The sequence below is a fragment of the Fodinibius salsisoli genome (genome assembly GCF_026229185.1).
GTDB lineage: Bacteria > Bacteroidota > Rhodothermia > Balneolales > Balneolaceae > Fodinibius > Fodinibius salsisoli.
The window spans coordinates 1-23,106 of the sequence record NZ_JAGGJA010000001.1 but is presented as its reverse complement, the minus strand read 5'-3'; the positions used below and the strand labels follow the sequence as shown (position 1 = coordinate 23,106).

Sequence of the window (23,106 nt, the reverse complement as noted above, 5' to 3'; positions counted from 1 at the left end):
TTAAAAGATGAGTTTTAAAAGGTTGAATGAATAAGATTAAACAATCTATAGAAAAGCTACTTGATAAACATCGTATCCTAATCTGGTACGATGCAGAGCAGGCTTTTACAAAAGAGTACGAAGGCCTTGAACTCTCTAATGCTCAAAAGGTACAAGTAGAGGGCAATGAGCTGGAAGTAAAAGTCCAGGTTTTATTAGAAGAGCCTGGCCAACAGTTTTTGCTGTATATACCTAAAGAAAAACCCGAGAATAAGGAGAACTGGTTATTAGATGTCGAGTTAGCTCACCACGTCTACCACACCGATCAAGAAGCTCTTTACTTGCAGGAGGTGGGTTTAGGATATCATTACAAAGAGTGGATGAGTAAGCATCTGGAATTCTTCAAAAACAAAGAACGGGTTGCTGCTTTTAAAGAAATTGCTCAGGAAGAGGATGGGGATCATCTCCTTTCTTTGAAACTACTTCAGGTAGTCTTTCAGGCAAAGATGTTATCCCTGAATGAGTATTTACGTAATTACGCTTCGGCCTTTGTCAATGAAAAGCATGAATCTATAGAACGAGAACTGGAGCGATTTAAACTCAAGGATATTTTTTGGCATGAAGTAGCCAAAAAGTTTGGATATACCCACGAAGAGCCTTCTATCTATGACTTCTTACTTGAAGTATTCCAAAAGAATTTCTCTCCTACAGCCTCTTCATCCGTGGTAAATAAGGAGTCTGAGGTCATGATTTCTACCTGGAAGGATACACTCTCTTTTCAGGATGACTTTCAAGCGATTTCTAATCGGATTCAATTTGATCTGCATATCGAAGATATCCTCAATGACGTTAGTTTGGATGAAGTCATTGATGACGATCTCTTTGAACTCATTGATCAACGAATTATATCAGAGCTCATTCGCGGTATTCTCGATGACAGTGTGGATAGGCAACGATTGGAAGCAGTTATCAAAGAGCGAGAGTCAAAGTATTGGTTTTCCCGCTATGAAGCTTTCTATAACGCTCTTACTGTTGGATTTAACCTGCTGGAAGCAGTAAATGATACAGAACAGTTAGTCATATCTCATTTTGATGAAGGTGTGGAAAGATATACCTCTGAGTGGTATAAGATCGATCAATATTATCGAATTTTTATTGAACAGTACCGTGCCACGAATCAGAATAATGTACTTAATCCTCTGTATAAAGAGGTGAACAAAGCATACAGTAACAACTGGCTGCTTAATATCAGTGATGCCTGGCAACGAACACTGGATGAAACGGAAGGATGGCCCGTTTCAAATAACGCTCAAACAAGCTTCTTTAAGCGAGACGTCAAACCTTTTATCAATAAGAATACACGTTTGTTTGTCATCATTTCTGATGCCCTTCGCTATGAATGTGGTGTTTCTTTGCATGAGTTGATGCAGAAAGAAAATCGCTTTGACAGCTCGCTAGACCATCAGGTGACATCCCTACCATCTTATACAAAGCTTGGAATGGCTTTCTTGCTTCCACACAATAAGCTTTCGTTTGATGAATCGGATGACATATTAATCGATGGAGACAGTACCAAAGGCTCTCGTCAACGAGAGAAAGTTCTGAAATCCCATTCTGGTGTTGATGCCACTGTCATTGATGCCGAAGATATGATGAAAATGGCATCAAAAAGTGATGAGGCCCGAGAGCTGGTTACCAGTCACGATTTGATATACGTGTACCATAATCGAATCGATAAGCTTGGAGACGATAAAAGCTCAGAAGAAAAGGTAATTGGTGCTGCAAAAGATGAAATCAGCTTTCTCGTAGATCTTGTCAAGAAGGCCACAAATATGGGAGGGTATAATATTATTGTAACTGCTGATCACGGTTTTATCTATCAAAATGATGTGTTAGAGGAGAGTGACTTTGCTGATGCGGAGGTCTCAGGTGATATCATAAAAACAAACCGCAGATTTGTTCTTGGCAATAACCTCGCTCATAATGAAAGTGTTTTTAAGTATGACTCTTCGGAAGTAGGTATTGAAGGAGATATTGAGATTTTAATTCCAAAAGGCATAAATCGTTTACGTGTTCAGGGAGCCGGGTCTCGGTTTGTCCACGGCGGAGCCACCTTGCAGGAGACAATTGTACCTTTGATTCATATCAAGAAAAAGCGGGAAGATACTGTTGAAAAGGTCGATGTGGATGTATTAAACAAACGGAATAATAAGATAAGTACTAATATTCAGCGTGTTAGTTTTTATCAGCATGAGCCTACTTCGGAGAAGATACTCGGACGAACATTAAAGGTTCAGTTTAAGAGTGAGAGTGGCGAAACCCTCAGTGATGTAATGACTTATACATTTGACTCTGACTCGAAAAATGCTAAAGATCGAGAGTATGAGTACAAATTCCGCCTTTCCAGTAAGGCAAAAAATGAATATAAAAATGAAACTATTTACTTGACACTGGAAGAACAGGTGGAAGGAAGTAACAAGTGGATCGAGTATGATCGCTTCCCATATACTGTTAATATTTCATTCACGAATGACTTTGATGATTTTTAAATAATGGATGCATTCAACAACAAAATAAACGAACATTTCGCAGGCAGAGTCGTTAGGAAGGATCTAACAAGTCTGATCAAGGGTAATGCGAGTATCCCAACCTATGTGTTGGAGTATCTGTTGGGTCAGTACTGTGCCACAGATGATGAGGAGACGATTAAGGAGGGCGTTGAAACGGTTAAGAGTATTATTACAAAGCACTTTGTCCACAGAGATGAGGCCCAGATTATCAAGTCGACTGTACGAGAACGTGGAGCTCATCGCATAATTGATAAGGTGGCCGTTAAGCTGAATGACAAAAAAGATCAGTATGAAGCCTACTTTGGGAATCTTGGGTTAAAACAGATTCCTATCAATGATTCTTTTATAAAAAAGCACCCGAAGCTTCTCACCGGCGGCGTTTGGTGTATTGCCACCTTGGGGTATCAAGTTTCTGAAGAGCGAGATTCGTTACCGTGGACTGTTGAGAAGCTCAAGCCTATACAAGTTTCAGGCGTTGATCTTTCAGAATTTAAAGAAGCTCGAAAGCAGTTTACCAAAGAGGAATGGATGGATCTGCTTATGCAGTCCATTGGATTAAACCCAGAGGGGTTTTCGAATCGCTCTAAACTTCTCCAGTTAACACGTTTAGTACCTTTTGCCGAGAAGAACTACAACCTAATTGAACTTGGTCCAAAGGGTACTGGTAAGTCACATCTCTATTCTGAGCTTTCTCCTCATGGGATCCTCATTTCAGGGGGGGAAGTTACTAAGGCCAAGCTCTTTATCAACAATAACACTGGTGAAATTGGGCTCGTGGGTTATTGGGATGTCGTTGCTTATGATGAGTTCGCGGGTAAGAAGAAACGAACAGATAGAGCCCTGGTTGATATTCTGAAGAACTACATGGCTAATAAGTCATTTTCAAGAGGTACTCAGGTCTTTCAGGCAGAAGCTTCGATGGTTTATGTAGGTAATACGAATCATTCAGTACCCTACATGTTACGTCATGCAGATCTCTTTGAGGCACTTCCCGAAGAATACTACGACTCAGCATTCCTTGACCGTGTTCACTGTTATTTACCCGGCTGGGAGGTCCAGAAACTACGCAATGAAATGTTTACCAGTGACTATGGTTTTATAGTTGACTATCTCGCTGAGGTCATGAAGGAACTTCGTAAAGAAGATTACATGAAGTCCTATGAACAATTCTTTGAGTTATCTGATAGCATAACCACCCGGGATAAAACGGCTATTGAGAAGACTTTTTCTGGATTAGTAAAAGTCATTTATCCTCATGGGGAGTTTGACGAAAAAGAAGGCAAAGAACTGCTTGATTTCGCGATTGAATGTCGAAAGCGGGTTAAGGACCAGCTTCGGAAAATGGACGAAACCTTTAATGATGACATAATTAAGTTCCAATACGAGACTTCTGACGGGAAAGTCCATAAGACAGAAACCTTGGAAGTTATTGAATACGGGGACTTTAAACTAGATATACCGGCTGGTGGAGACGCAGGGGATAGTGAAGACGGAGAGAATATTCCTGCTCAATCAACCAATGAAGAAAAAGAAGAAACGGTCCAACCGGAAGCGGGGCAAAAGATAATCAGAGAAAATCAGACTGGTATCAGCTATAAAAAGCTATTCGGTATTTATCTAAAAGGAGCTTCAGAGATAGAGGTAGTTGATCCCTACATTCGTCTTCCCTACCAGTTGAAGAATTTCATGGAGTTTGCACGCTTAGTAGCAGATCTGAAACAGCCTGAAGAGGAGGTTAGTATCCATTTAAAGACTAATAACAATGAGGATTACATTGAGAATGCCAAAGAGGCTTTCTCTGATATGATGGATTCGCTTGACCCAATCGGGGTTCAGTTTACCTATGAATTTGATGAGGAAATTCATGACCGTTCAATTCAATTAGATAATGGATGGAAAATAATCTTAGGTAGAGGTCTCGATATTTTCCAAAAAACAAACGGCTGGTATGATATCGCGGACCATTACCAGGAAGTTAGAAAGTGTAAGGGTTGTGAAATCACTTATTTAAAAGAAGGTTAAACCTTGATATTGATATGTATCAAATGAATAAATTCTCAGAAAATGTAGGCTTCTATATAGCTGCATTAGCTTTACTTTGGCTGGTATTTCAAATTTGGAGAGATAGTAAAGAACAACAAAAGAAAATTTTTTAATTCAGTTATGATTATTGTTGAGGGCAATTAACTTTTAGTCGTTAAGCCAAACAGGCACTTTATGGTCGGTCAAAAGTTGGCTTAAATTATTTTGGCTAAGAGACTACTGAGTAGAGATGTCATTAAACATATGACAAAAAAATCACATTTTTTGGAGACTATCTACTGGAGCTTGAAAGCGCAAAAAAAATCCATATTTAGATGCTTATTAAAAATAAGTCTCAAATTTTGTTTCTAAGCGGTGATCTTGTTATTTAGCTTACTAAACAGTGTGAATAAATCAGGCAATTTTTAACTATCAGAATCATGAGCAAAGAAAAAGTCCTTGACGTTCTTGATATGCTTCCCATCGATTATCTGTTGCTGTTTTCTGAATATATTATGGAAAGCCTGTCTATATATGATTCTGACATTCAAGAAACCTGGGAAGATGAAGTTCAACGACGCATTGATAGTGTTCATCACGGCTCTTGTGCGCTCATTCCCAGCGAAGACATACATAACACATTATATCGCTTGTTTAAAGACAAAAAAACGGGAGATACTCGGCAGCAATTCACCAATAAGGAGCCCATGACTTTAACAGAAGTCATCGAGGAAATAGCAACCTATTCCGACACCGAACGGATTAAAATAAGAACAGCCATTCAAAAAACGCTCCGTCCACCTGATCCTGAGATTGAACAAGCGTGGGCCGAAGAAGCGGACCGAAGGTTGGACGAGATAGAAAATGGTGAGGTCGAAACAATACCGGGAGACCAGGTAATTCGCTCTATTAGAGAACGCTTGTCAGAATGAAATATAGGTTTTTCATTCTGAAGCCAAAGTTCTTTGCTCGTAAGGTTTTGTTATTTCTTTCCATCTTTTGGGATCGATTACTGAATCGATACTCATGCCTAAATAAAGAAAAGTCTGATGAGTTGATTTTAGAAAGCCTATTACATATTACAAAAATTTTAGAACGGGTGTGTTCCTGTCATTAGGGTAATTATTTGGTGAACAGAACCTTCTTTTTATCGCTCAATATGATATGTCTATTCTATATTATCCCATTAAAACCTGTCCAAACCGTTCTTCAAGCTTTTCTAAAGCGAAATCTGGATGAATCTTCTTCAACCGAACCGGATATTTTCCATTAAACAGAACCCCACCCCGAGGCAGTCGGTGAATAGTCCACCGCCACTCCCATAATTCCTCTTCAAGCTTTTCCCAGCTACTTGCTTCCTTAATAATAGGCCGGGCTTTCCATTTAGCTAGTTTCAATGGGTGGCATCGCTCTGCCCGTTCATCCACAATGGCTAAGTGCTGTTTATACTGTACGGGATCCTTCTCGATGCGTCTGGCTTCTCTGTTGTCCATATATTGCTTCAGCGCCTCGGAACGCTCTTCTTGAGCCTCATAGTAGTGGATACTACCATTGTCACAGACTAACGAATAGCCAAAATAAGGCTTAATGGATGCTATTGTTCTCTTATGGGACTGTAGGCCCAGGATGTTTTTAAATACACTCAAGGTATGGCTACCAACCGTTACTTCCCGATCAATAGCCATCTCTCGGACGGTTAAATTTTCCTGGTGAAAGTTTTCTTGGCTATAATAACTTCGCTGATTGGAAACAAGGTTATACCCCGCCAGGTACCCCGCCCAACGCCAAGCTTTGAGTATCTTATGGGCATCTCCATGGGTATAGGTTGAAATGGTCGATTCAAGGATCACCAATTCGGGACGAGCTTCAAGAATTCCATCTAATTCCTGAAGCCATGTTGATAGTTTGTTCCTATTTCGAGATGCCTTATTAATTAAATCACTGACATCGGCAAAAGGATCTTTGGCTACTCCAATATAGCATGTCGGTTTAAGAAGGTCATTATACTCGTAGCCAAGTAAAAAATTAGTCGGTTCAATGAGTGCATAGATGTAGCGGGGTTGTAAATCGGCAAAAGCAAATAGCATAGTAAGATGTATGTATTATGTTTTGGTTTTATGGTATAAGACACTATTTATCACTCTAAGAGGTATCGCAGGGTACCCCAATACTTCGCCCAAATAACGACAGTGGTGAATCCACCAATGATGGCGGACAGCAGGCAGGCCGCGAAAAACTTCCAACTTCGGCCCCGTTTAAATCGTTTAATTTCTGTCAGGGTTTTATATTCGATACTGCTCAAATTCTTACCAACTTCATTAACTCGGCGCTCATAGATCTTCATCTGATTGACCGCATCTTTTATAACCCTATGGTTCTTTGCCATGATGCAATTGGTGGCCTCCCTCCATTCAGTCAGCTGTTCCATGACATCCTGGACCATCTGTTGGCGGAATTCTTCGTGGTCTTGTTTTTTCTGATCTCTGAGTCGTTGCTTCATATTTTGTGCCATACTAGTATCCTCGTCCTCTGGATTGCTCATGTTGTTTTATGTGGTTAATCATTGTTTTCCCAATCATGCTCACCGCTTTAAAAGCCGGGTTGCCGGGAGAGCTAATGGCCAGCAGCGTGTTTAGGGATTTCTGGATCTTGCGAGCGGTTCCCAAGGCCTTCAGTGTTTTTTGAAGTCCGTTTTTAAACGAACGAGCCTGGCCGGGCCTGCCAAGCCGGTGGGCTCGCTCGTAACGCGCGAAAGCACGCTGTATATCGGTTAATTGTTTTCCTTGCTGTACCTCCTTCAACGATTGAAATAGGCCCAAGCGCTTCTCCAATCGTCCCATGCAAAAGTCCCGGTGTATTTTCGACAGATTTGTATATTCAAAGCCATCAGTGACTTTGCCGCCGGTGCCCCGGCTTCCTCGCTGAATGGTGAGCCCTTTTTCCGCTAACCGATGGTGAAGGTTTTCCCAGCTTTGGGCTTCCCGGAAGTCATGCCCCGCCTGTTCCCGGATAAGCAGGAATAAAGGCGTTTGGCCTTTCTTTATCTGAGCACATTCGAATTGGTTCAGACTGTTCCCAAATTCCGGCTCTTGCTGGCCGTCCAGCTGGTGATGATGTCCTGGTACTTCTTTCCATCCATACTTGCGCTCAATCCTCCGCAGACTTTTCTCGAGCTTGATATAATCTCGATAACGATCCCAGGCCGTACAGGTAACCGGGTGTACGCGGTTAACCATGATATGAAGGTGCTTGTAGTCATGATCATTATGAGCAACAAGCAGCGCCTGGTGCTCCTCGAGTCTTAAGTCTCTAAGGGTTTGTGTCGCCGCCTCAATCATCTGTTGCCGGGTGGGATTATCTGATTCGTCCCACGATAGGCTATAATGATAAATGGGCTGATTCGTCCGGCTGTCTTTGGCCACCTCCCGCATTTGGCTGATTACAAACTCGCGGTCCGTACTGGCCAGATGCCGGGGATGCTCCCAGGCCAAGCGGGTGGGATCTTTTTCGACTAAATAATGCTGGGTTTGTAAGATGCTGGTAGAACCTCCAACTTTGGCGATCATAACTCCTCTAAGGTTGTGAGTAATTGATGTTCGATCTGAGTGATTTGCTTGGCACTGGGAAGTTGTCCGTTCCGATTGGCCACCCTTGCTATCTGGTTGAGATTGACCCCAATCTTGTTGAGCTCGTATCGGATCTTCCGAAGATCAAGCAGGTCTTTGGGAAATTCATAATCCAGCAGAACGGACCTTCCAAAAGCTGAATACTTAATTCCCACTGTTTTCGCCATTTTCTTAATCCGGGCCTTTTCTCCCTTGGTGAGGTAGATCTTTAGCAGATAATCACGCCTATGATTTGATTCTTTTTTGTGGCTGATATTATTGTCGTTTTCCATAGCTTGATTGTTTTTTTGGTTTACATTTAGAGCATCGCAGATGCGAAAAATCCCCCTACCTTTGGCCAATTCGCCTCGCGAATCTGGTACCAAAGGTACTTGCTTGCCATCCTTCTCCCGGCAGCCTGTAGCAGCTTGTAACCGGGTTTTTACTATTTCCCTTAATCCTTCTACACGCAGGTTCTGAAAACAAGCTTCCATGAAGTCAAGAATTTTTTCTTCTGAAAACTCCGACCAATATGGGGTTGAAATAATTCTTGACTTCATACGCTGTTTTCTATTTTTCTGGTAGAATGATTAAGAGAAATAATATTTCTGGCTTTAGCCATTAGAGGATCAATTGCTTATTAATTCCCTTAAAGGGTTGCCACGTCCATCCTTTTTATCATGTCTTATCTTGAAATCTTCTTCACTATAAGTTCCAGCTTCTCTTAATTTCTGTACTTCCGCATAGGTAAATAATTTTTTAGCTCCTCCATTCAAATGCATCGTTTGTTCTCGTAATTGATACAGTGATTTATTCTTATTTCTAATTGACTGGCTTATTACTTTTTTGGGAGGGTGTCCCTTTTGTTGACATTTCACCAAAAAGTTTAGCTCTTCTTCAACTACAAACTCATTGAATGTTTGGTCACGCGTAATTATTAAGTACTTCCACCATCTACGATAGTTATTCAGAAAATCATCTATAGCTTTTAGTTCAGGAGGAAGGTTAAAAGTGAATTCTTTTAAACGCGCGTATTCACTCTTATCATTTTTAACTTTTCTTTTATCATTATTGTCAGTGGATGACTGATGGTTTGCTTGGGGACTACTTTTGGTCGGTTTCTGGCTAACCTCTTGGACAGTCGAAGTGCTATTTTGGTATTTTTCCCAATTTGCTACTGTTACTAAGCTATATTTGCTGGAAGAGTTGATGGATATTGATCCCCAATTCTCTAGCCTCTTCATCCAGCGCCAAATTGTCCTTGGCCCTTTTTCATCATTAGCAGGAATTGCATAAAACTCTCTATGTAAAGCATTTCTACCAGTTATGAATTGTCCTGGTTTAACTTTAATAGGATCTGTTATTCCATTTATATGCACATAATTTTTCTTATGGTTTGCTTTGATTAAGCAAAGCATAAAAAGTTTGAAAAGCTCAGGATTACTAAATACACGGCTTTCCAAAATTTTTCTGTGAATCTTTATCCAACCTTTCATGATGTTATCTTATTTTTATATACTGTTTCGGAGTTTCCCTGTCACTATTCCTAAATAGAGTCAGATATAGTTAACCACTTATAAGTTTTGAAGGGTACTTGCTTAATCAGGAGGGCTTATCTTGTTAGATTCAAGATACTCGTATATACTTTCAGTAGGATAGATAATAGATTTTCCGGAACGGACATGAGAAATTGCCCCAGACTGGCGTAAATATCTAATTTTTCCGTATGAAAATCCTGTTAATGATTTGAGCTCATCCAGCGATAAATATTCTTTTCTTGTAGCTTTCTTGATAATTCGCGGAAGTTCGTCATCTAATATATTTTGTATAGTTACTCTAAGTAATTCATGAATTTTTTCTTCTGAAGTAACAATAACTTTTGTTTCTGTAGACATATTTGAAGCAGTTGTTTTGGGGTTCTGGTTCGATCAACTGCTTCAAATCTAATGGCTCAAGATGGGCTAAGGCTATTTTTTCCTCAAGCTTCCTGAACTTTCCTGAGAATATCTATCAAATAAATCAAGCAAATAGGTTGAAACTTCACTCAGGGTATTGGCCTTAGCAAGTTTTTTGATTTTATTCTCTATGGTATCACGTGATGGTTTTCGGTCGACTATTTTTTTCTTTTTATATTGTTCTGATATAAAATCATAGACTCTTTTTTCTGAGCCAGGTAAAAATTCGTTTTTATTAAACCACTCAAGTAGAAATCGAAAAGTTGCTGATACCTTGAATTGACCTTGTCCATCGTGAATACCTCTGCGAATTTCTGTCTCCCAATGTGAAAGGCCTATTATTTGTTTATCATTAGCTTTATTAAAAGTATTAAATTTGACTTGATATTTCCCATTATCAAAGGATATTCCATGAACATATTTGAAACTCTTACTTGCAAGTTGTGACAATATGTAATCCACATAAATTGAGGAAGCTTTACTTTTTATCTGATGTAGCTGTTTTAACTCGTCTTCAAGTATTGTGATCACTTTTTCGCCAAATAAATGTATTAGGGAAGGAACTGTGTTAGAACCGTCATACCCCATAGCCATTTTTTCAGAAAGTTTTTGAAGGTCTTTGAATAGCTGTTTTTCTTTTCGTTTATAATTTTTTCCAGCCAAAACATAATAGGTTAAGAAATGGGCTGGCCTACCTAAACTAAATATGCTTAAAATCAGAAGCTGAAGTATCAATGCATAGAATAAAAGTAGATTAAATAACGTCCCATGTCTGAACTGTTTTTTCCTATGTTTATAAAATGGATTTAATATTAAGGTTTGGGCTTCGATTCTTCTGACCGAAGTAGTTTTATTTATCTCTTCTTTACAAATACTTGCCAACTTAGGTGGGATATTATTTAGGGTTTTATAATATTTAAATCCTAAATTTTTTAATTTTTTTCTATTACAAGCTCTTTTCTTTATTAGGTTAGCTTCGGATAGAGAGTTTATTTTGTTCCAATTATCCTGGAAGTCAATTTTGTCAATCTGGATTTTGAGTTCAGGACTGGATTCTAAAAAATGGACAACTTCCTTCGGATAGGTTTGTCCTTTTACCTCTGGTGATTCAAAATCATAAGAAAAAACTTCAAATTGTTGATATGGAGTCCAATTATTATTGAGTTGAAGTTGAATTTCATTTTTGACCCTTTCTTGTAAGGTTTTTTTAAAGTTCAGGCTCAAACCATAGAAGAAATTAGTCACTCTTTTTGGGAGTAGTTTTCTCAGACTATTGATAATAATATTGGCTAATTGTTAATTAAATAATTGATTCATTTCTTCTGTGAGCCCATCTTGATCAAAGTTTTTAAGATATTTCTCTGTTGTTTGAAGATTACTATGGCCTAAGGCTTTAGAAATCGTATACAGATCCATTTTACTTTTACGGGCATAATCAGCAAAACTATGTCTTGCTATATGAAATGAAACATTTTTATTTATATCGGCACTTTTAGCCACTTTCTTAAGATATTTATTAATGAGTGCATTTTTGGAACCTATTTGTCGTTTTTGATATGCAAAGTCAGTATAGTCATCATTATTATCTAAGAGAGGGAAGAGGTAATGGTCAGAATTATTATTATTAGATTTATATCCGTAGTGGTTTAAAATGTCAATTGCTTGCATTACCAAAGGAATCGTTTTGGTTTTTCCGGTCTTATCCATTGTATAACTCAAGGTGCTATCCTTAATATTATTCCATTTTAGATTAGCAACATCACTAAAGCGAATTCCGGCACAATAGAACGAGAATAGGAAAAGGTTCTTGGCATCAAAAATCCGGGTGCCTTTTTCGGCTTCTACAGAATGAATTGCTTTAATTTCGTCTAGAGATAATTTGGTTTTTTCGGTTCTCTCTTTTTTTAATTTCTTTTTGTGGAAGGGATTATCCTCAAAAGCCATTAAGTCTTCCTTTATAGCATAGTTTAGGATTCGTCTAAATATTTTCAGGTTAGCGTGAATTGTGTTAACTGCATTGTCATATTTAGTTGATAGAAAGTCTTCAAAATCATTAACGAATTGGAGTGTGATTTTTTCAAAAGGAAGTACTTCGCTCTTAGTGAAGTGTTTTAGCTTATTAACTACTGTTCGATGTTGCTTCCTTTGAGAAACTTGATCATTGTTTTTTAATCGTTTTATTCTTTTCTCAGCATATTCAAAAAAATCATTATGATTTTTACCGTGCATTCGATCTAGGATCATTTTGGCAGTAATATTTTCTCGACCAATCTCATCTTCTAATTCAAAAAAAGCTACTTGCCCTTTATGTTCGGCTCTCTCAATACGATTATTGAAGACTTCGGAGCTATAGTGTTTAGATTTGACCCGTCCTGTCTTTTGTTTCCAATCTGTTTCAAGTACACTGAACCCTAAATGATAGTATCTGTTATTTCTGTTGTATGTAATTCTAAGATAAACAGGATACTCTAAATTACTTTTTCTCTTGTCTTTCTTTAATGTCCCTTTAAAAGTTGCACTCATTGGATAAGGATTTCTGTAGGTGATTTTTGTTTCTTCCAATATACAAGGTGCTAACATGAGGTGCTAACAAATTACAACTTAAAGTCCCTATAATGAATGTTGTTAATTTGAATAAAAGGCCATTAAATGCTCTATATGGTATTTGAAGAGGGTTTTTGAACACCAAAAGCTTTGTTTGATGTGCAAAATTCGATTCCGGGTGGGGGTACTTTTGAATTCTGAATTAAAAATGAAGAATTATGAATTCAAGCTTTCTAATACATTTTTTAATGTTCCTATCCGGCATTTTAACGCATTTATTGTATACCCATCCCAAAATCTATTTTAGGTAAGCCATAAGGCACCTAATTTCTAACTTTTGTCAAAATTTTCATTAATTGACGAAAATTTGAAATGATTGTTATTCTTTTCTTACCAAGCCCAGAGGGATAGTCCCAACAATCCTCGGCTGGTCAAGCTGTCCCGTGGGGAAACTTTTTACTCTTAGAAAAAGTGTTAAAAAGAAAAAAGGAACACCAATAGGTGCTCCCTTTTTTCAATATAGTATACTTTAGCAACGAATGAATACGTTTTTGGGCTGTTTATTCCGCAGCGACCGGGGAAGGTTCGGCACTCAGCTTGAGGGCTGTTTGGGCTACGTGTCTGCCCTGGGTTTTAGCAATTTCCAGTTCATTCTGTGTAGGCGTGCGGTTGCCGGTGGGACCTGCTACCGTCGTGGCTCCGTAGGGCGTGCCGCCGGATATCTCTTCGACCTCATTGAGCCGATCTTCAAAGTAGGGTACCCCAACGATGGCCATCCCGTGGTGAAGCAGCGTCGTATGGAAACTCCGGATGGTCGTTTCGTGTCCCCCGTGCTGACCGCCCACACTGGCAAACACGCTACCCACTTTGCCGGTGAGCGCTCCCTGGGCCCACTGCTTGCCGGTTTGATCCAGGAAGTTCCGCATCTGGGATGCCATCATGCCAAAGCGGGTAGGGGTGCCGAAGATAACGGCGTCGGATTCTTCCAGCACGGCGGGAGTTGCTTCGGGAATGTGATCAAAAGCCTGTTTGATTTCCCAGGCGCCGGAGTTTTTGAGGACCTTGTCGGGCACAAGTTCGGGGACCTGGTAGATCGTGGCATCGACACCGGGGATTGAGTTTGCTCCCTCGGCAACGGCCTCGGCCATCTGGTGAATGTGACCGTACATGCTGTAGAAAATAATTGATACGTTGATTGGTTCGGTACTCATAAGTTAGTGTAAGTTTTGGGATTTAATTATTGCTGTTGTAAAGTTGGTTCAACGTGGTTTTCGGGGAAGCTGGCCAGGAGTAGCAGTCCGCCCATAATGCTGATGTTCTTCATAAAAGACATCATTTGCATCTGGAACTGCTGGCCTTCCATCGTCCAGAAGTTGTGAAAGAGGAAGGTCGCTGGTACCAGGAAAAGCACAAGCAAAGTGGCTGCTTCTTTCATCTTATAGCCTGTTATCAGCGCCAGGGCACCGACAAATTCGGTAATGATCGCGCCCCAGATTAGGATGGAAGGCAACGGGATGCCTTTGGCAGCCATGAACTGAATGGTTCCCTCAAGTCCTGTTATTTTACTGATCACGGAGACGAAAAAGATGCTGCTCAGCAGTATTCTTGCGATTAACTGTAGGATGTTTCGTTGGTTAGTATTCATCATAATGGTTGGTTATTGATATTTAGAAATAGTTAGTTGAAAAGTATTCGAGTAAAAGCCCCAAACTGGTCGCGGTGCAAAATTTTCGGACCGTACTGGTCCAGGTCGTAGCTGAATCCAAACTGAAAATGCTTTTTATAAACAGGGCCAATGCGAGCCTGGATGTTGCTGCGGTCATGGGTATCAAATCGCAGCCAGGAACCCATCAGGAAGGCATCGGCGGCTATGGACCATTGAGAACTAATCGGCACCATCTTCCGCAGCAGCAGGGCAAGGCCTCCCTGGAATGCTTGGTTGGCTACGTTGTAGGCCGCCTGGGGCGTCAGCCTCATATCAATGCCCGCGACCCTTGTATGAGCGTTCAGTAATAGTCCGGGTTGCAAGCCGGCCACACTACTGTAAAAGAGCTTCGGTCCGGCACTGAAATGCTTCGAGAGTGAGCCAGTGACCGACGTGAGGACGACCGCTTCATCAAATGTTCTATCGGCCGAATCATAAAACCGATTGAAAAAGGCGAGTCCATTGACCCGGAGGTTGGGATTTTGATTCCACTGCTGCGAGAATGTCGTCTGGAATACCATCTTTTCGGTTCCACTCAATAATTCTTGCTGCAAATGTTGGGCAGTGGTGATATTTGCTATGGCGGTAAAGGCGGTGATTATTACAATAATTCGTTTCATTTGTTGGTACGACTGTTGTTGTGGAATCAGTTTAGTAGTAGAAAAGTTGCTAACCTCTTAAATAAATAGAGGTTGTGTTGATATTCTATTCTAAGTTATCGGGGCCGTTAAAAACGTTATCAAGGTTCGTCCTTAGCTCATCGAGTAGGGCCGTTAACTGCGCGGCCTTCTCATCATCCAATGTTTGTTTCATGAGCTCAGCGGTGGTTAGGTTGGCATCTACTTGTTCCAGGAAATCAAGTCCATCTTGGGTGATTTTAATTTCAACTTTGCGCCGGTTCTCGGGCTTGGGCTGCCGGGTCACAAATCCTTTTTTTCGAAGTTTTTCAACCAGCCGGGATACATTACTCCAGCTGTTGAGCATCCGGTCCCGAATTTGGTTGAGCTCATAAGCGCCAGGATGATTACCCCGGAGAATACGCAGCACATTAAATTGCTCGTGGCTTAAATCGAATTCATGAAGCAGCTTTCGCATGATATTCTCAAAATGGTTGGCGCTATACACCATATTCAGTATTGCTTCCATTTGTGGACTGGGAAATCGTTTCTGTTTTATTGCTTGTTTGAATTCCATAGTTGCCGGCGTTAATCATTACTATGTTTAAACAACTGTTGTTATTACATCAGTTGTAATAACTTAAATATTGTTGGTTTTTACAAAAATGAATACAAAAAACTTTTAAAAACTTATTATTAAACAGCTGCAGAAGGTTTAGAAATGCTGAGCTGGATCAAAACGCCTTCCTTCCTGGAGCGATATAAAAACCCCAGTGATTATTCCCTGATTAGCAGTATTACATATTACAGTCCCCGTGCTACCGAAAAAAACAAGATTGGATGGATGATCCTTACTGGAATGGTCAGGCTTGCAACCAGCGGTATGCTGAGCATGTTCCAGAAGGTCGACCGCTGGAGATATCACAGATCTTATTTTGTTGTTCCCACCAAAAACCGGGCTCTTTATTTAAAGAGAAAGGACTAAATAATTGTATTTGAAATGATTATTGCGGTAAAGTAAACCATAAGGGAAGCCCCTACAAAAAAGATAATATATGCTGAGTATATTGATTTTAAATTAGCTTTTTTATATCCAGGAGAGTTAGCTATGGCTTTCGATTTAAAAAACATTCTTTTCCCAACCGACTTTTCAAAAAATGCTCAACGAGCGCTGCCAATTGCTGCAAAAATAGCATCCATTACGGGTTCAAAACTCACTTTGTTCCATGCCAGTCAAAGTGCTCTGGATTTTGCACCTGATTTTGAAAAACAAAAGAAGAAGGCGATTAGGGAGGCCAGTCAACAATTTGATGAGCTCATTGCAGACCTGAAGAAAGATGATCAATACAAGTATTTAGAGGTATCAACGGTGTTGCAGTCTGGACATCCCACGGTTGGGCTACTTGCAAAAGCCAGAGAATGTAATGCTGACTTGATTGTAATGGGAACGAAAGGTGCCACTGGTAATCGAAGTCTGTTATTTGGAAGTGTTGCTGGCAGTATCATAAATAGATCAGACATCCCTGTACTAGCCGTGCCTCCGGGAGGGTCACCTGATGATTTAAAGCATATCGTATTTACCACCGACTATCATGAAGGTGATTTTCAGGCCTTACTGCAAACCACTGAATTTGCAAAACTGTTTAGAGCAACTGTTGATGTAATCCATGTAGCAGAACAGCGAAGTCTGTCAACGGAAATTAAATTCAGAGGATTCAAGGATCTGGTAAAAGATCATGCTGAGTATGAAAACATAAATTTTGAGCTTAATTATGATTATGATTTCTATCCTGTTATGGCCGACTACCTTGTTGACAATCCTAATTCCCTGTTGGTGATGGTCAGATATAAAAAAACTTTTTGGGAAAAGTTGGTCGAAAACAATCACTCCAAAGAGATGGCTTTTTATACTAAAGTACCGCTGCTTGTTTTAATTGGAGATGGAGAGTTAGACCATGGCTATTGAAATTAAAAACATTCTTTTCCCACCAGACTTCTCGAACAATGCTCGACAAGCGCTGCCACTTGCGGCAAAAATAGCATCACTCACCAGGGCTAAGTTAATTTTGTTCCATGCAATCCAGGTTGATTTGGATTTTGCACCCGATTTTAAAAGGACCAGGAGAAGGTAGCTAATAAAGCCCATCAACAATTCGATAGGCTTATCGGGGATCTCAAGAATGATGAACAATACAGAGATATTGAGATATCAAGAGTAGTAGAATCTGAGCAGCCGTTGCAGGGATATTAGAAATCTCCAATGAATATAACACTGATTTGATCGTACTGGGAACGAATGGGGCTACCGGAGAACGAAATATAATTTTTGGGAGCGTTGCCTCCAGCATAATAAATATGTCTGATGTTCCGGTACTAGCCGTACCTCCGGGAGGTTCGCCCGATGATATAAAGCATATTACATTTGCCACCGACTATCATGAGGGAGACTTGCAGATTTTACAACAGACCATCAATTTTGCAAGGCTGTTCGAAGCAAATATTGAGATAATACATGTATCGGAACAGAAAAGTCAGTTAGATGAAATAAAATTTAGAGGGTCCAGGGACTTAGTTAAAGGTGAGACTGACTATGAGGATATTTCTTTTGAGCTCAAATATGGATCCGATTTTTTTCCAGTCATGGCCGATTACTTAAGTAGCAAACCATGTTCCTTGCCGGTGATGGTCAGGTATAAAAAAACCTTTTGGGAGAAGTTAGTAGAAAAGAACCACTCTAATGAAATGGTCTTTAACTCTAACATACCATTATTGGTATTGATAGGTGATTGAACCCTAAATTAAAATGAAATAAACAAAAGAAGAGAGTCTATATCTTATGGTCGATCAAATGGAAGCCCCGATTGATGTTAATATTTCCGAGCAGCCCTGGTACACTCTTACCCCGGAAAAAACATGCGAGATCGTTAATACCACTCCTGAAACAGGATTGAAAGATAAGGAGGTTGAAAAGCGCATAAGCTTTTTTGGTCCCAATGAAATTGCCACAGAAGTCGGGTTGACCCGCTGGCAGATCCTCATTCACCAGTTTAAAGATCCGCTGATTTATATTTTGCTGGCAGCTGCCTTTGTGACCTTCGTGCTCCAGGATTATATTGACTCAGGGGTGATCATGGTGGTGGTCCTGTTAAATGCTGTCATCGGCTATATCCAGGAAAATAAAGCCCAACACGCTATACGGGCACTTTCCAAATTGTCGGATCCCAAAGCGCAGGTTATTCGTGACGGCCGTGAGATTGAGGTTCCGAGTCGCGACCTGGTGCCCGGTGATATTGTATTGCTCAGCTCCGGTGGACGGGTGGCCGCAGACATGCGGATAATAACGTCAAAAGGACTGGAGATGGATGAGTCGGCGCTCACCGGAGAATCCGAGGTGGTCAACAAGCAGGTAAATACGTTGCGAAAGGCCAATCTGGTCCCGGCTGATCAGAAAAATATGGCTTTTGCCGGTACCATTGTTACCCAGGGCCGGGCAAAAGCGGTTGTGGTACGCACGGGGGATTCAACGGAGCTGGGGAAGATAGCTTCCACCGTCAAAGAAATCGGTATTATAAAAACACCCTTGCAGGAGAAGGTTGACAGGCTGGGGAAGCACATTGGCAATCTTATCCTGGGGTTTGCAGTGCTAATCGCTGTGATCGGGCTCCTGTACAACATGGATCCTTCCGAGATCTTTATTACTGTTGTTGCTATGGCGGTATCGGCTATTCCAGAAGGATTACCAGTGGTTCTTACGATAACCCTGGCCATCGGGGTTCGCAGGATGGCTAATCGGCGGGCCATCATTCGATCTTTGCCTGCGGTTGAAACCTTGGGCAGTACCACGGTCATTGGCTCAGACAAAACGGGCACGCTTACCAAAAACCAGATGACGGTGCGTCAAATTTGGGCTGATGACAAACTATACGAGACGACCGAAGCGGGGTACCAGCTTGAAGGAACGATTAGCAAAGATGGTAATGTGGTAACGCCTTCCACCGAAAGCGGACTTTTCCAAGCATTACTGGCGGGAACTCTGGCCAATGAGGCCAATACAACTGCTGTTGAGAGAAGTGAGCCGCAGGGCGATCCCACCGAAATCGCGCTGCATGTGTCGGCCTATAAAGGAGGTATCCGCCTGTCTGATATCCGGTTGCAGAAAGAACAGTTGGATTACCTGCCTTTTGAACCCGAACGAAAGTTTATGGTCACATTAAACAAGGACGAGAGTGGCCAGACCATTTTCATGAAGGGGGCCCCAGAAGCGGTTCTGGACCGGTGCAAATACCAACTTAAGGATGGCCAGCTTGTACCCGTTGAACCCGAAAAAGTTAAGGCTGTTTCAAAACAGATGGCAGCCCAGGGACTCCGGGTGCTGGCCATGGCTTACCGGAGTACAGAATCTAAATACCTTGATGACATGTCGGTTTTGGATGAAGAGTTTGTGCTTACAGGTCTGCAGGGCATGGAAGATCCCGTACGACCCGAAGTCATAGAAGCAGTGCAAAGCGCCCGGGAGTCCGGAATCCGGGTGATCATGATCACGGGAGACCATATTGATACAGCTGTAGCAATCGGGCAACAGCTTGGCCTGGATCCCGAAGGGCACGGAGCACTGGAAGGTAAGGTACTGGATCGGCTCTCGGATGAAGAGCTCGATCTTCAGCTGATGAATATCAATATTTTTGCCCGTGTTTCTCCCAAACATAAATACCGCATTGTTGACAGGCTGAAGAATCTGGATCATGTGGTGGCCGTAACCGGGGATGGCGTGAACGACGCCCCAGCCCTGCGGGCTGCTCATATCGGGGTGGCGATGGGGAGAAGTGGTACCGATGTTGCCCGGGAGGCATCTGATATGGTTTTGTCTGACGACAACTTTGCAACAATTACCGCCGCTATTGAAGAGGGCAGAATTGTTTTTTCAAATATTCGAAAGGTGACCTTCTTCCTGCTTTCTACAGCGGTGGGTGAACTGATTGTAATACTGGTTGCGGTTCTTATGAATTGGCCACTCCCCTTTATTGCCGTGCAGATTCTTTGGATCAATTTGGTAACCAATGGATTACAAGACATAGCCCTGGCTTTTGAACCCGGGGAGCCGGGCATATTGAAACGCAAACCTCGCCCCACTAAAGAGGGCATACTGACAGGCCGTTTGATGGAGCGCCTCGGTGGAGTAGGTCTTGTTCTGGCTGTAGGTACGCTAGGAATATTTTGGTTGGTTTACCAACAAACAGGTAACTTGGATATGGCTCGAACGGCAGCGATGACCCAAATGGTCGTATTCCAGTTTTTTCACGTTCTTAACTGTCGTTCACTAGACAGGAGTATTTTTCGTATCAATTTCTTCTCAAACAAGTTTTTGTTTGTCAGCCTTGTTGCCGCTTTGCTTGCCCATCTGGCGGTGCTCCAAGTAGGATTTTTGCAGGCCATATTCCGTACCATGCCACTCAGCAGTGATCAGTGGATGTTGATTATCGGTGTTGGTTTTTTAGTCATTTTAGGCGGTGAAATTGACAAGTTTATCAATCGCTGGCGTAAAAATCACATTGGATGAGTTTGACTTGATTACTAGTGTCTCTTGTCCAACATAGATGTAGAAAAGTACAGGTGAGAAACTGGTAGCAATTTATGGTTCCAGATTTCAGATAACTTGCAACTATTTCTATTCTTTAAAAAAACGCATACTACTATACCCAATTATAAGTACAAATAAATCGTAGGCAATTAGTAATTTATACTCCCTTAGCAGTATAGACAATCGTATCTTATGTATTCTGGTTAAATGCGATTTCTTCGCCCAAATAAAGGCACTTATTAAGAATTACCAGTAGATCAAATGCCATAAAATACATCAGGAGTAGTAAAAGTTGTAGTAATTGGCAGCGTCCTTTAAGAGATCTTTTCCTTTTTTTGAGGCAACTGAGCATTATACAGGGGAGGTAGTTTATTGAGATATATCCATGATATCTTTGAATAGCTAAGGTTGGATATTGAAAGTGTTAGGCAATTCGCTTGGTTTACCAGCAGGTAATGAAATTCCCTTCATCTTAGATCAAGTTTTTCCCTATACGCGAGAATAAGATCTTTCATATTCTTAAAAATATGTAGGTACTAATAGTCAATTCATCACTAAGGATTACAACTATGGATTTCAAGGAGAAAAAGCGGAAAATAATGAAAGATTTGGGTGGAAAAGCGCTTTGGACAATCGAAAAGCTGATTGCTAAAACCTCGAAAGTAGACAATACACCGTACTTTGACTCCGATCTGTTTGATTGGACCGAACAACTGGAAAAGAATCAACCCATTATCCGTAAAGAGTTAGATGGGGTGTTGCAGTATCTGGAACAGATCCCCAATTTCCAGCAAATCTCTACGGATCAGAAATCCATTACGACGGATGACAAGTGGAAAACCTATTTCTTATATGGTTTTGGCTATAAGGCTGAGCAAAACTGTGCCCGATGCCCGGAGACCACGAGGCTTGTTGAAAGTATTCCCGGTATGAAAACGGCTTTTTTTTCTATCCTGGCTCCCGGAAAACATATCCCCGAACACCGGGGGCTTTATAAAGGATTTATCCGTTACCATTTAGGCGTAAAGGTACCACAGCCACCATTACAGTGTGGCATTAAGGTCAATGGGGAAACCCGGCATTGGCAGGAGGGAGAAAGCCTTATTTTTGATGATACCTACCTACATGAAGCCTGGAATAGCTCCGATGAAATACGAGTCGTACTTTTTATGGATATACTGCGACCGCTTAAATTCCCGGGGAATATTCTAAATACAGCGATATTAAGCCTAATAAAACGGTCTGCATACATACAGGATGCCAAAAAGAACCAGGAGCAATGGGAAGAAAAATATTCCCGGGAGGTTGCACTGGATAGCTGGATCCTTATGATTCTAATTAGTTTGGGCGCTTCTTCGTTCTTGTAAATTGTGATAAAATCAGGTTGGCTGGTTATGATAACATTTTCTTGCGGATCTTTCGCTGCAGGGGCCTTACTACCTCATGTTGATGTTCAAAAAGTGAAGGGGAATGGATTGGAAACTTGCGATTCAATGGGGTTGGTAAAAAACGGAGAGAGAGGATAGAAGATGAAGCAAAATCGAATCCTAAAAAATATTGTGTTGATTGCTGTGTTCTTGCCGTAGCCTGCTTTGCCCAGTCACTGCCGATAAGATGCAAGTTTTGGCTGTACAAAGTATATGGCGACATACGAGTATCGGGGTAATTTCCCTGATTGTTATTCCGGTTGTTATCATACTACTATTTGTATCGCTGATTACTATACCTCTGGCCATCCTGCCGTCTTTGATATATGGTTTCGCTCTTTTCCTAAGTTATCTACTGGTTGCACTGGTATTGGGTAATCAAGTCATTTTTCTTTTCAGGGAGAAGGTAGCCGTCCCATCTCAGTACGCAGGTTTAGTTTTGGGTATGATAATCATAGCAATACTGAGAAACATCCCCCTATGTAGGTAGCCTCACAAATATTTTGTTTGTTCTATTTGGAGTGGGGAGTGTAATTTATTATTTCCGGACCGAAAAAAAGCCAAGCTTTCAGCTGTGGGGAATGACTAAAGAGCGATACACATCTTAAATTCCCACCTTGAAGTTGTAGAAATCACAATAATTTCAGTTTTGTGATTACGAAAAATGTAAAGATGATGAATAAGAGGGAAGGAAGTTGGATATAATAAAACAAAAGCCCTGCGGGTGCAGAGCTTTTTTCGAATCACTATTTATAATATACGATGATTGACCTATACAGAACAAGTCATTCTAATCATAGGGCACTTATGTATAGCTAATATATAATTAATATGTATTTAATAGAGTGTTGATAAGTACCTAATAGCTATAATTAGAGAGGCGGCATTTTATGATATATTATATCTCATATCCCAACGGTGTGCATCAACATCTTTGTGAAAAGTGATATTGCTAAATACTTATAAGGAAGGAGTTAATGAACTTGCTACATTTTGGTGGACACCCAGTTAAGCCATAGATTGTCGCCGCAATTTATGACCAATACCTATTATGAGTAAAAGACGAACCTACAGCAAAGAATTTAAATTGGACGTGATCCAACA

20 protein-coding genes are annotated in these 23,106 nt (G+C 40.9%); 8 read left to right on the top strand and 12 right to left on the bottom strand.

The annotated features are described in order from the left end of the window. The first annotated feature begins 26 nt into the window (after positions 1 to 26). From pglZ to J6I44_RS00090, 3 genes are all read left to right on the top strand, one after another. A complete protein-coding gene (gene pglZ / locus J6I44_RS00100; RefSeq protein WP_265763889.1) occupies positions 27 to 2,528 on the top strand; it encodes a BREX-1 system phosphatase PglZ type A in 2,502 nt (833 codons plus the stop codon). 3 nt (positions 2,529 to 2,531) lie between these two features. Beyond that, entirely contained in the window at positions 2,532 to 4,571 is a 2,040-nt protein-coding gene (brxL, locus tag J6I44_RS00095) for a BREX system Lon protease-like protein BrxL (protein WP_265763888.1), read from the top strand. Positions 4,572 to 5,011: 440 nt separating this feature from the next. Beyond that, complete coding sequence (locus tag J6I44_RS00090) at positions 5,012 to 5,503, top strand: addiction module protein (protein WP_265763887.1); 492 nt, start codon at positions 5,012 to 5,014, stop codon at positions 5,501 to 5,503. Between the two features lie 246 nt (positions 5,504 to 5,749). Here the strand turns inward: J6I44_RS00090 and J6I44_RS00085 are convergent, their stop codons facing one another. From J6I44_RS00085 to J6I44_RS00030, 12 genes are all read right to left on the bottom strand, one after another. Next, entirely contained in the window at positions 5,750 to 6,658 is a 909-nt protein-coding gene (locus J6I44_RS00085; RefSeq protein WP_265763886.1) for a hypothetical protein, read from the bottom strand. A gap of 50 nt (positions 6,659 to 6,708) precedes the next feature. Continuing rightward, positions 6,709 to 7,113, bottom strand: a complete 405-nt coding sequence (locus J6I44_RS00080; RefSeq protein ID WP_265763885.1) for a hypothetical protein — start codon at positions 7,111 to 7,113, stop codon at positions 6,709 to 6,711. Then, entirely contained in the window at positions 7,085 to 8,137 is a 1,053-nt protein-coding gene (locus J6I44_RS00075) for a relaxase/mobilization nuclease domain-containing protein (RefSeq protein ID WP_265763884.1), read from the bottom strand. The genes J6I44_RS00080 and J6I44_RS00075 overlap by 29 nt, the downstream gene beginning before the upstream one ends. Continuing rightward, positions 8,134 to 8,736 (bottom strand): plasmid mobilization protein, encoded by a 603-nt coding sequence (locus J6I44_RS00070; protein ID WP_265763883.1) that lies wholly within the window; start codon positions 8,734 to 8,736, stop codon positions 8,134 to 8,136. The genes J6I44_RS00075 and J6I44_RS00070 overlap by 4 nt, the downstream gene beginning before the upstream one ends. A gap of 69 nt (positions 8,737 to 8,805) precedes the next feature. Beyond that, complete coding sequence (locus J6I44_RS00065) at positions 8,806 to 9,672, bottom strand: hypothetical protein (RefSeq protein WP_265763882.1); 867 nt, start codon at positions 9,670 to 9,672, stop codon at positions 8,806 to 8,808. Between the two features lie 102 nt (positions 9,673 to 9,774). After that, on the bottom strand, positions 9,775 to 10,071 hold the full coding sequence (locus J6I44_RS00060) for a helix-turn-helix domain-containing protein (RefSeq protein ID WP_265763880.1): 297 nt from the start codon (positions 10,069 to 10,071) through the stop codon (positions 9,775 to 9,777). 72 nt (positions 10,072 to 10,143) lie between these two features. Beyond that, a complete protein-coding gene (locus J6I44_RS00055) occupies positions 10,144 to 11,376 on the bottom strand; it encodes a hypothetical protein (protein ID WP_265763879.1) in 1,233 nt (410 codons plus the stop codon). Between the two features lie 51 nt (positions 11,377 to 11,427). Further along, a complete protein-coding gene (locus tag J6I44_RS00050) occupies positions 11,428 to 12,693 on the bottom strand; it encodes a site-specific integrase (RefSeq protein WP_265763878.1) in 1,266 nt (421 codons plus the stop codon). 542 nt (positions 12,694 to 13,235) lie between these two features. After that, the gene (wrbA, locus tag J6I44_RS00045) at positions 13,236 to 13,886 is read right to left on the bottom strand and encodes an NAD(P)H:quinone oxidoreductase (protein ID WP_265763877.1); all 651 of its coding nucleotides are present in this window, start codon (positions 13,884 to 13,886) and stop codon (positions 13,236 to 13,238) included. Between the two features lie 26 nt (positions 13,887 to 13,912). After that, the gene (locus J6I44_RS00040; RefSeq protein ID WP_265763876.1) at positions 13,913 to 14,323 is read right to left on the bottom strand and encodes a DoxX family protein; all 411 of its coding nucleotides are present in this window, start codon (positions 14,321 to 14,323) and stop codon (positions 13,913 to 13,915) included. A 29-nt stretch (positions 14,324 to 14,352) separates the two neighbouring features. Continuing rightward, positions 14,353 to 15,000, bottom strand: a complete 648-nt coding sequence (locus J6I44_RS00035) for a hypothetical protein (RefSeq protein ID WP_265763875.1) — start codon at positions 14,998 to 15,000, stop codon at positions 14,353 to 14,355. Between the two features lie 85 nt (positions 15,001 to 15,085). Then, positions 15,086 to 15,574 (bottom strand): MarR family winged helix-turn-helix transcriptional regulator, encoded by a 489-nt coding sequence (locus J6I44_RS00030; protein ID WP_265763874.1) that lies wholly within the window; start codon positions 15,572 to 15,574, stop codon positions 15,086 to 15,088. A gap of 144 nt (positions 15,575 to 15,718) precedes the next feature. On the opposite strand from J6I44_RS00030, the gene J6I44_RS00025 reads away from it, so the two are divergent. The 5 genes from J6I44_RS00025 to J6I44_RS00005 all read left to right on the top strand — a co-directional run bounded on the left by J6I44_RS00025 (position 15,719) and on the right by J6I44_RS00005 (position 21,942). After that, on the top strand, positions 15,719 to 15,982 hold the full coding sequence (locus tag J6I44_RS00025; protein ID WP_265763873.1) for a hypothetical protein: 264 nt from the start codon (positions 15,719 to 15,721) through the stop codon (positions 15,980 to 15,982). Positions 15,983 to 16,105: 123 nt separating this feature from the next. Next, the gene (locus J6I44_RS00020; protein ID WP_265763872.1) at positions 16,106 to 16,963 is read left to right on the top strand and encodes a universal stress protein; all 858 of its coding nucleotides are present in this window, start codon (positions 16,106 to 16,108) and stop codon (positions 16,961 to 16,963) included. Positions 16,964 to 17,241: 278 nt separating this feature from the next. Continuing rightward, entirely contained in the window at positions 17,242 to 17,787 is a 546-nt protein-coding gene (locus J6I44_RS00015) for a universal stress protein (protein WP_265764418.1), read from the top strand. Between the two features lie 46 nt (positions 17,788 to 17,833). Then, complete coding sequence (locus J6I44_RS00010) at positions 17,834 to 20,554, top strand: cation-translocating P-type ATPase (protein WP_265763871.1); 2,721 nt, start codon at positions 17,834 to 17,836, stop codon at positions 20,552 to 20,554. Positions 20,555 to 21,144: 590 nt separating this feature from the next. Continuing rightward, the gene (locus J6I44_RS00005; RefSeq protein ID WP_265763870.1) at positions 21,145 to 21,942 is read left to right on the top strand and encodes an aspartyl/asparaginyl beta-hydroxylase domain-containing protein; all 798 of its coding nucleotides are present in this window, start codon (positions 21,145 to 21,147) and stop codon (positions 21,940 to 21,942) included. The last annotated feature ends 1,164 nt before the right edge of the window (positions 21,943 to 23,106 follow it).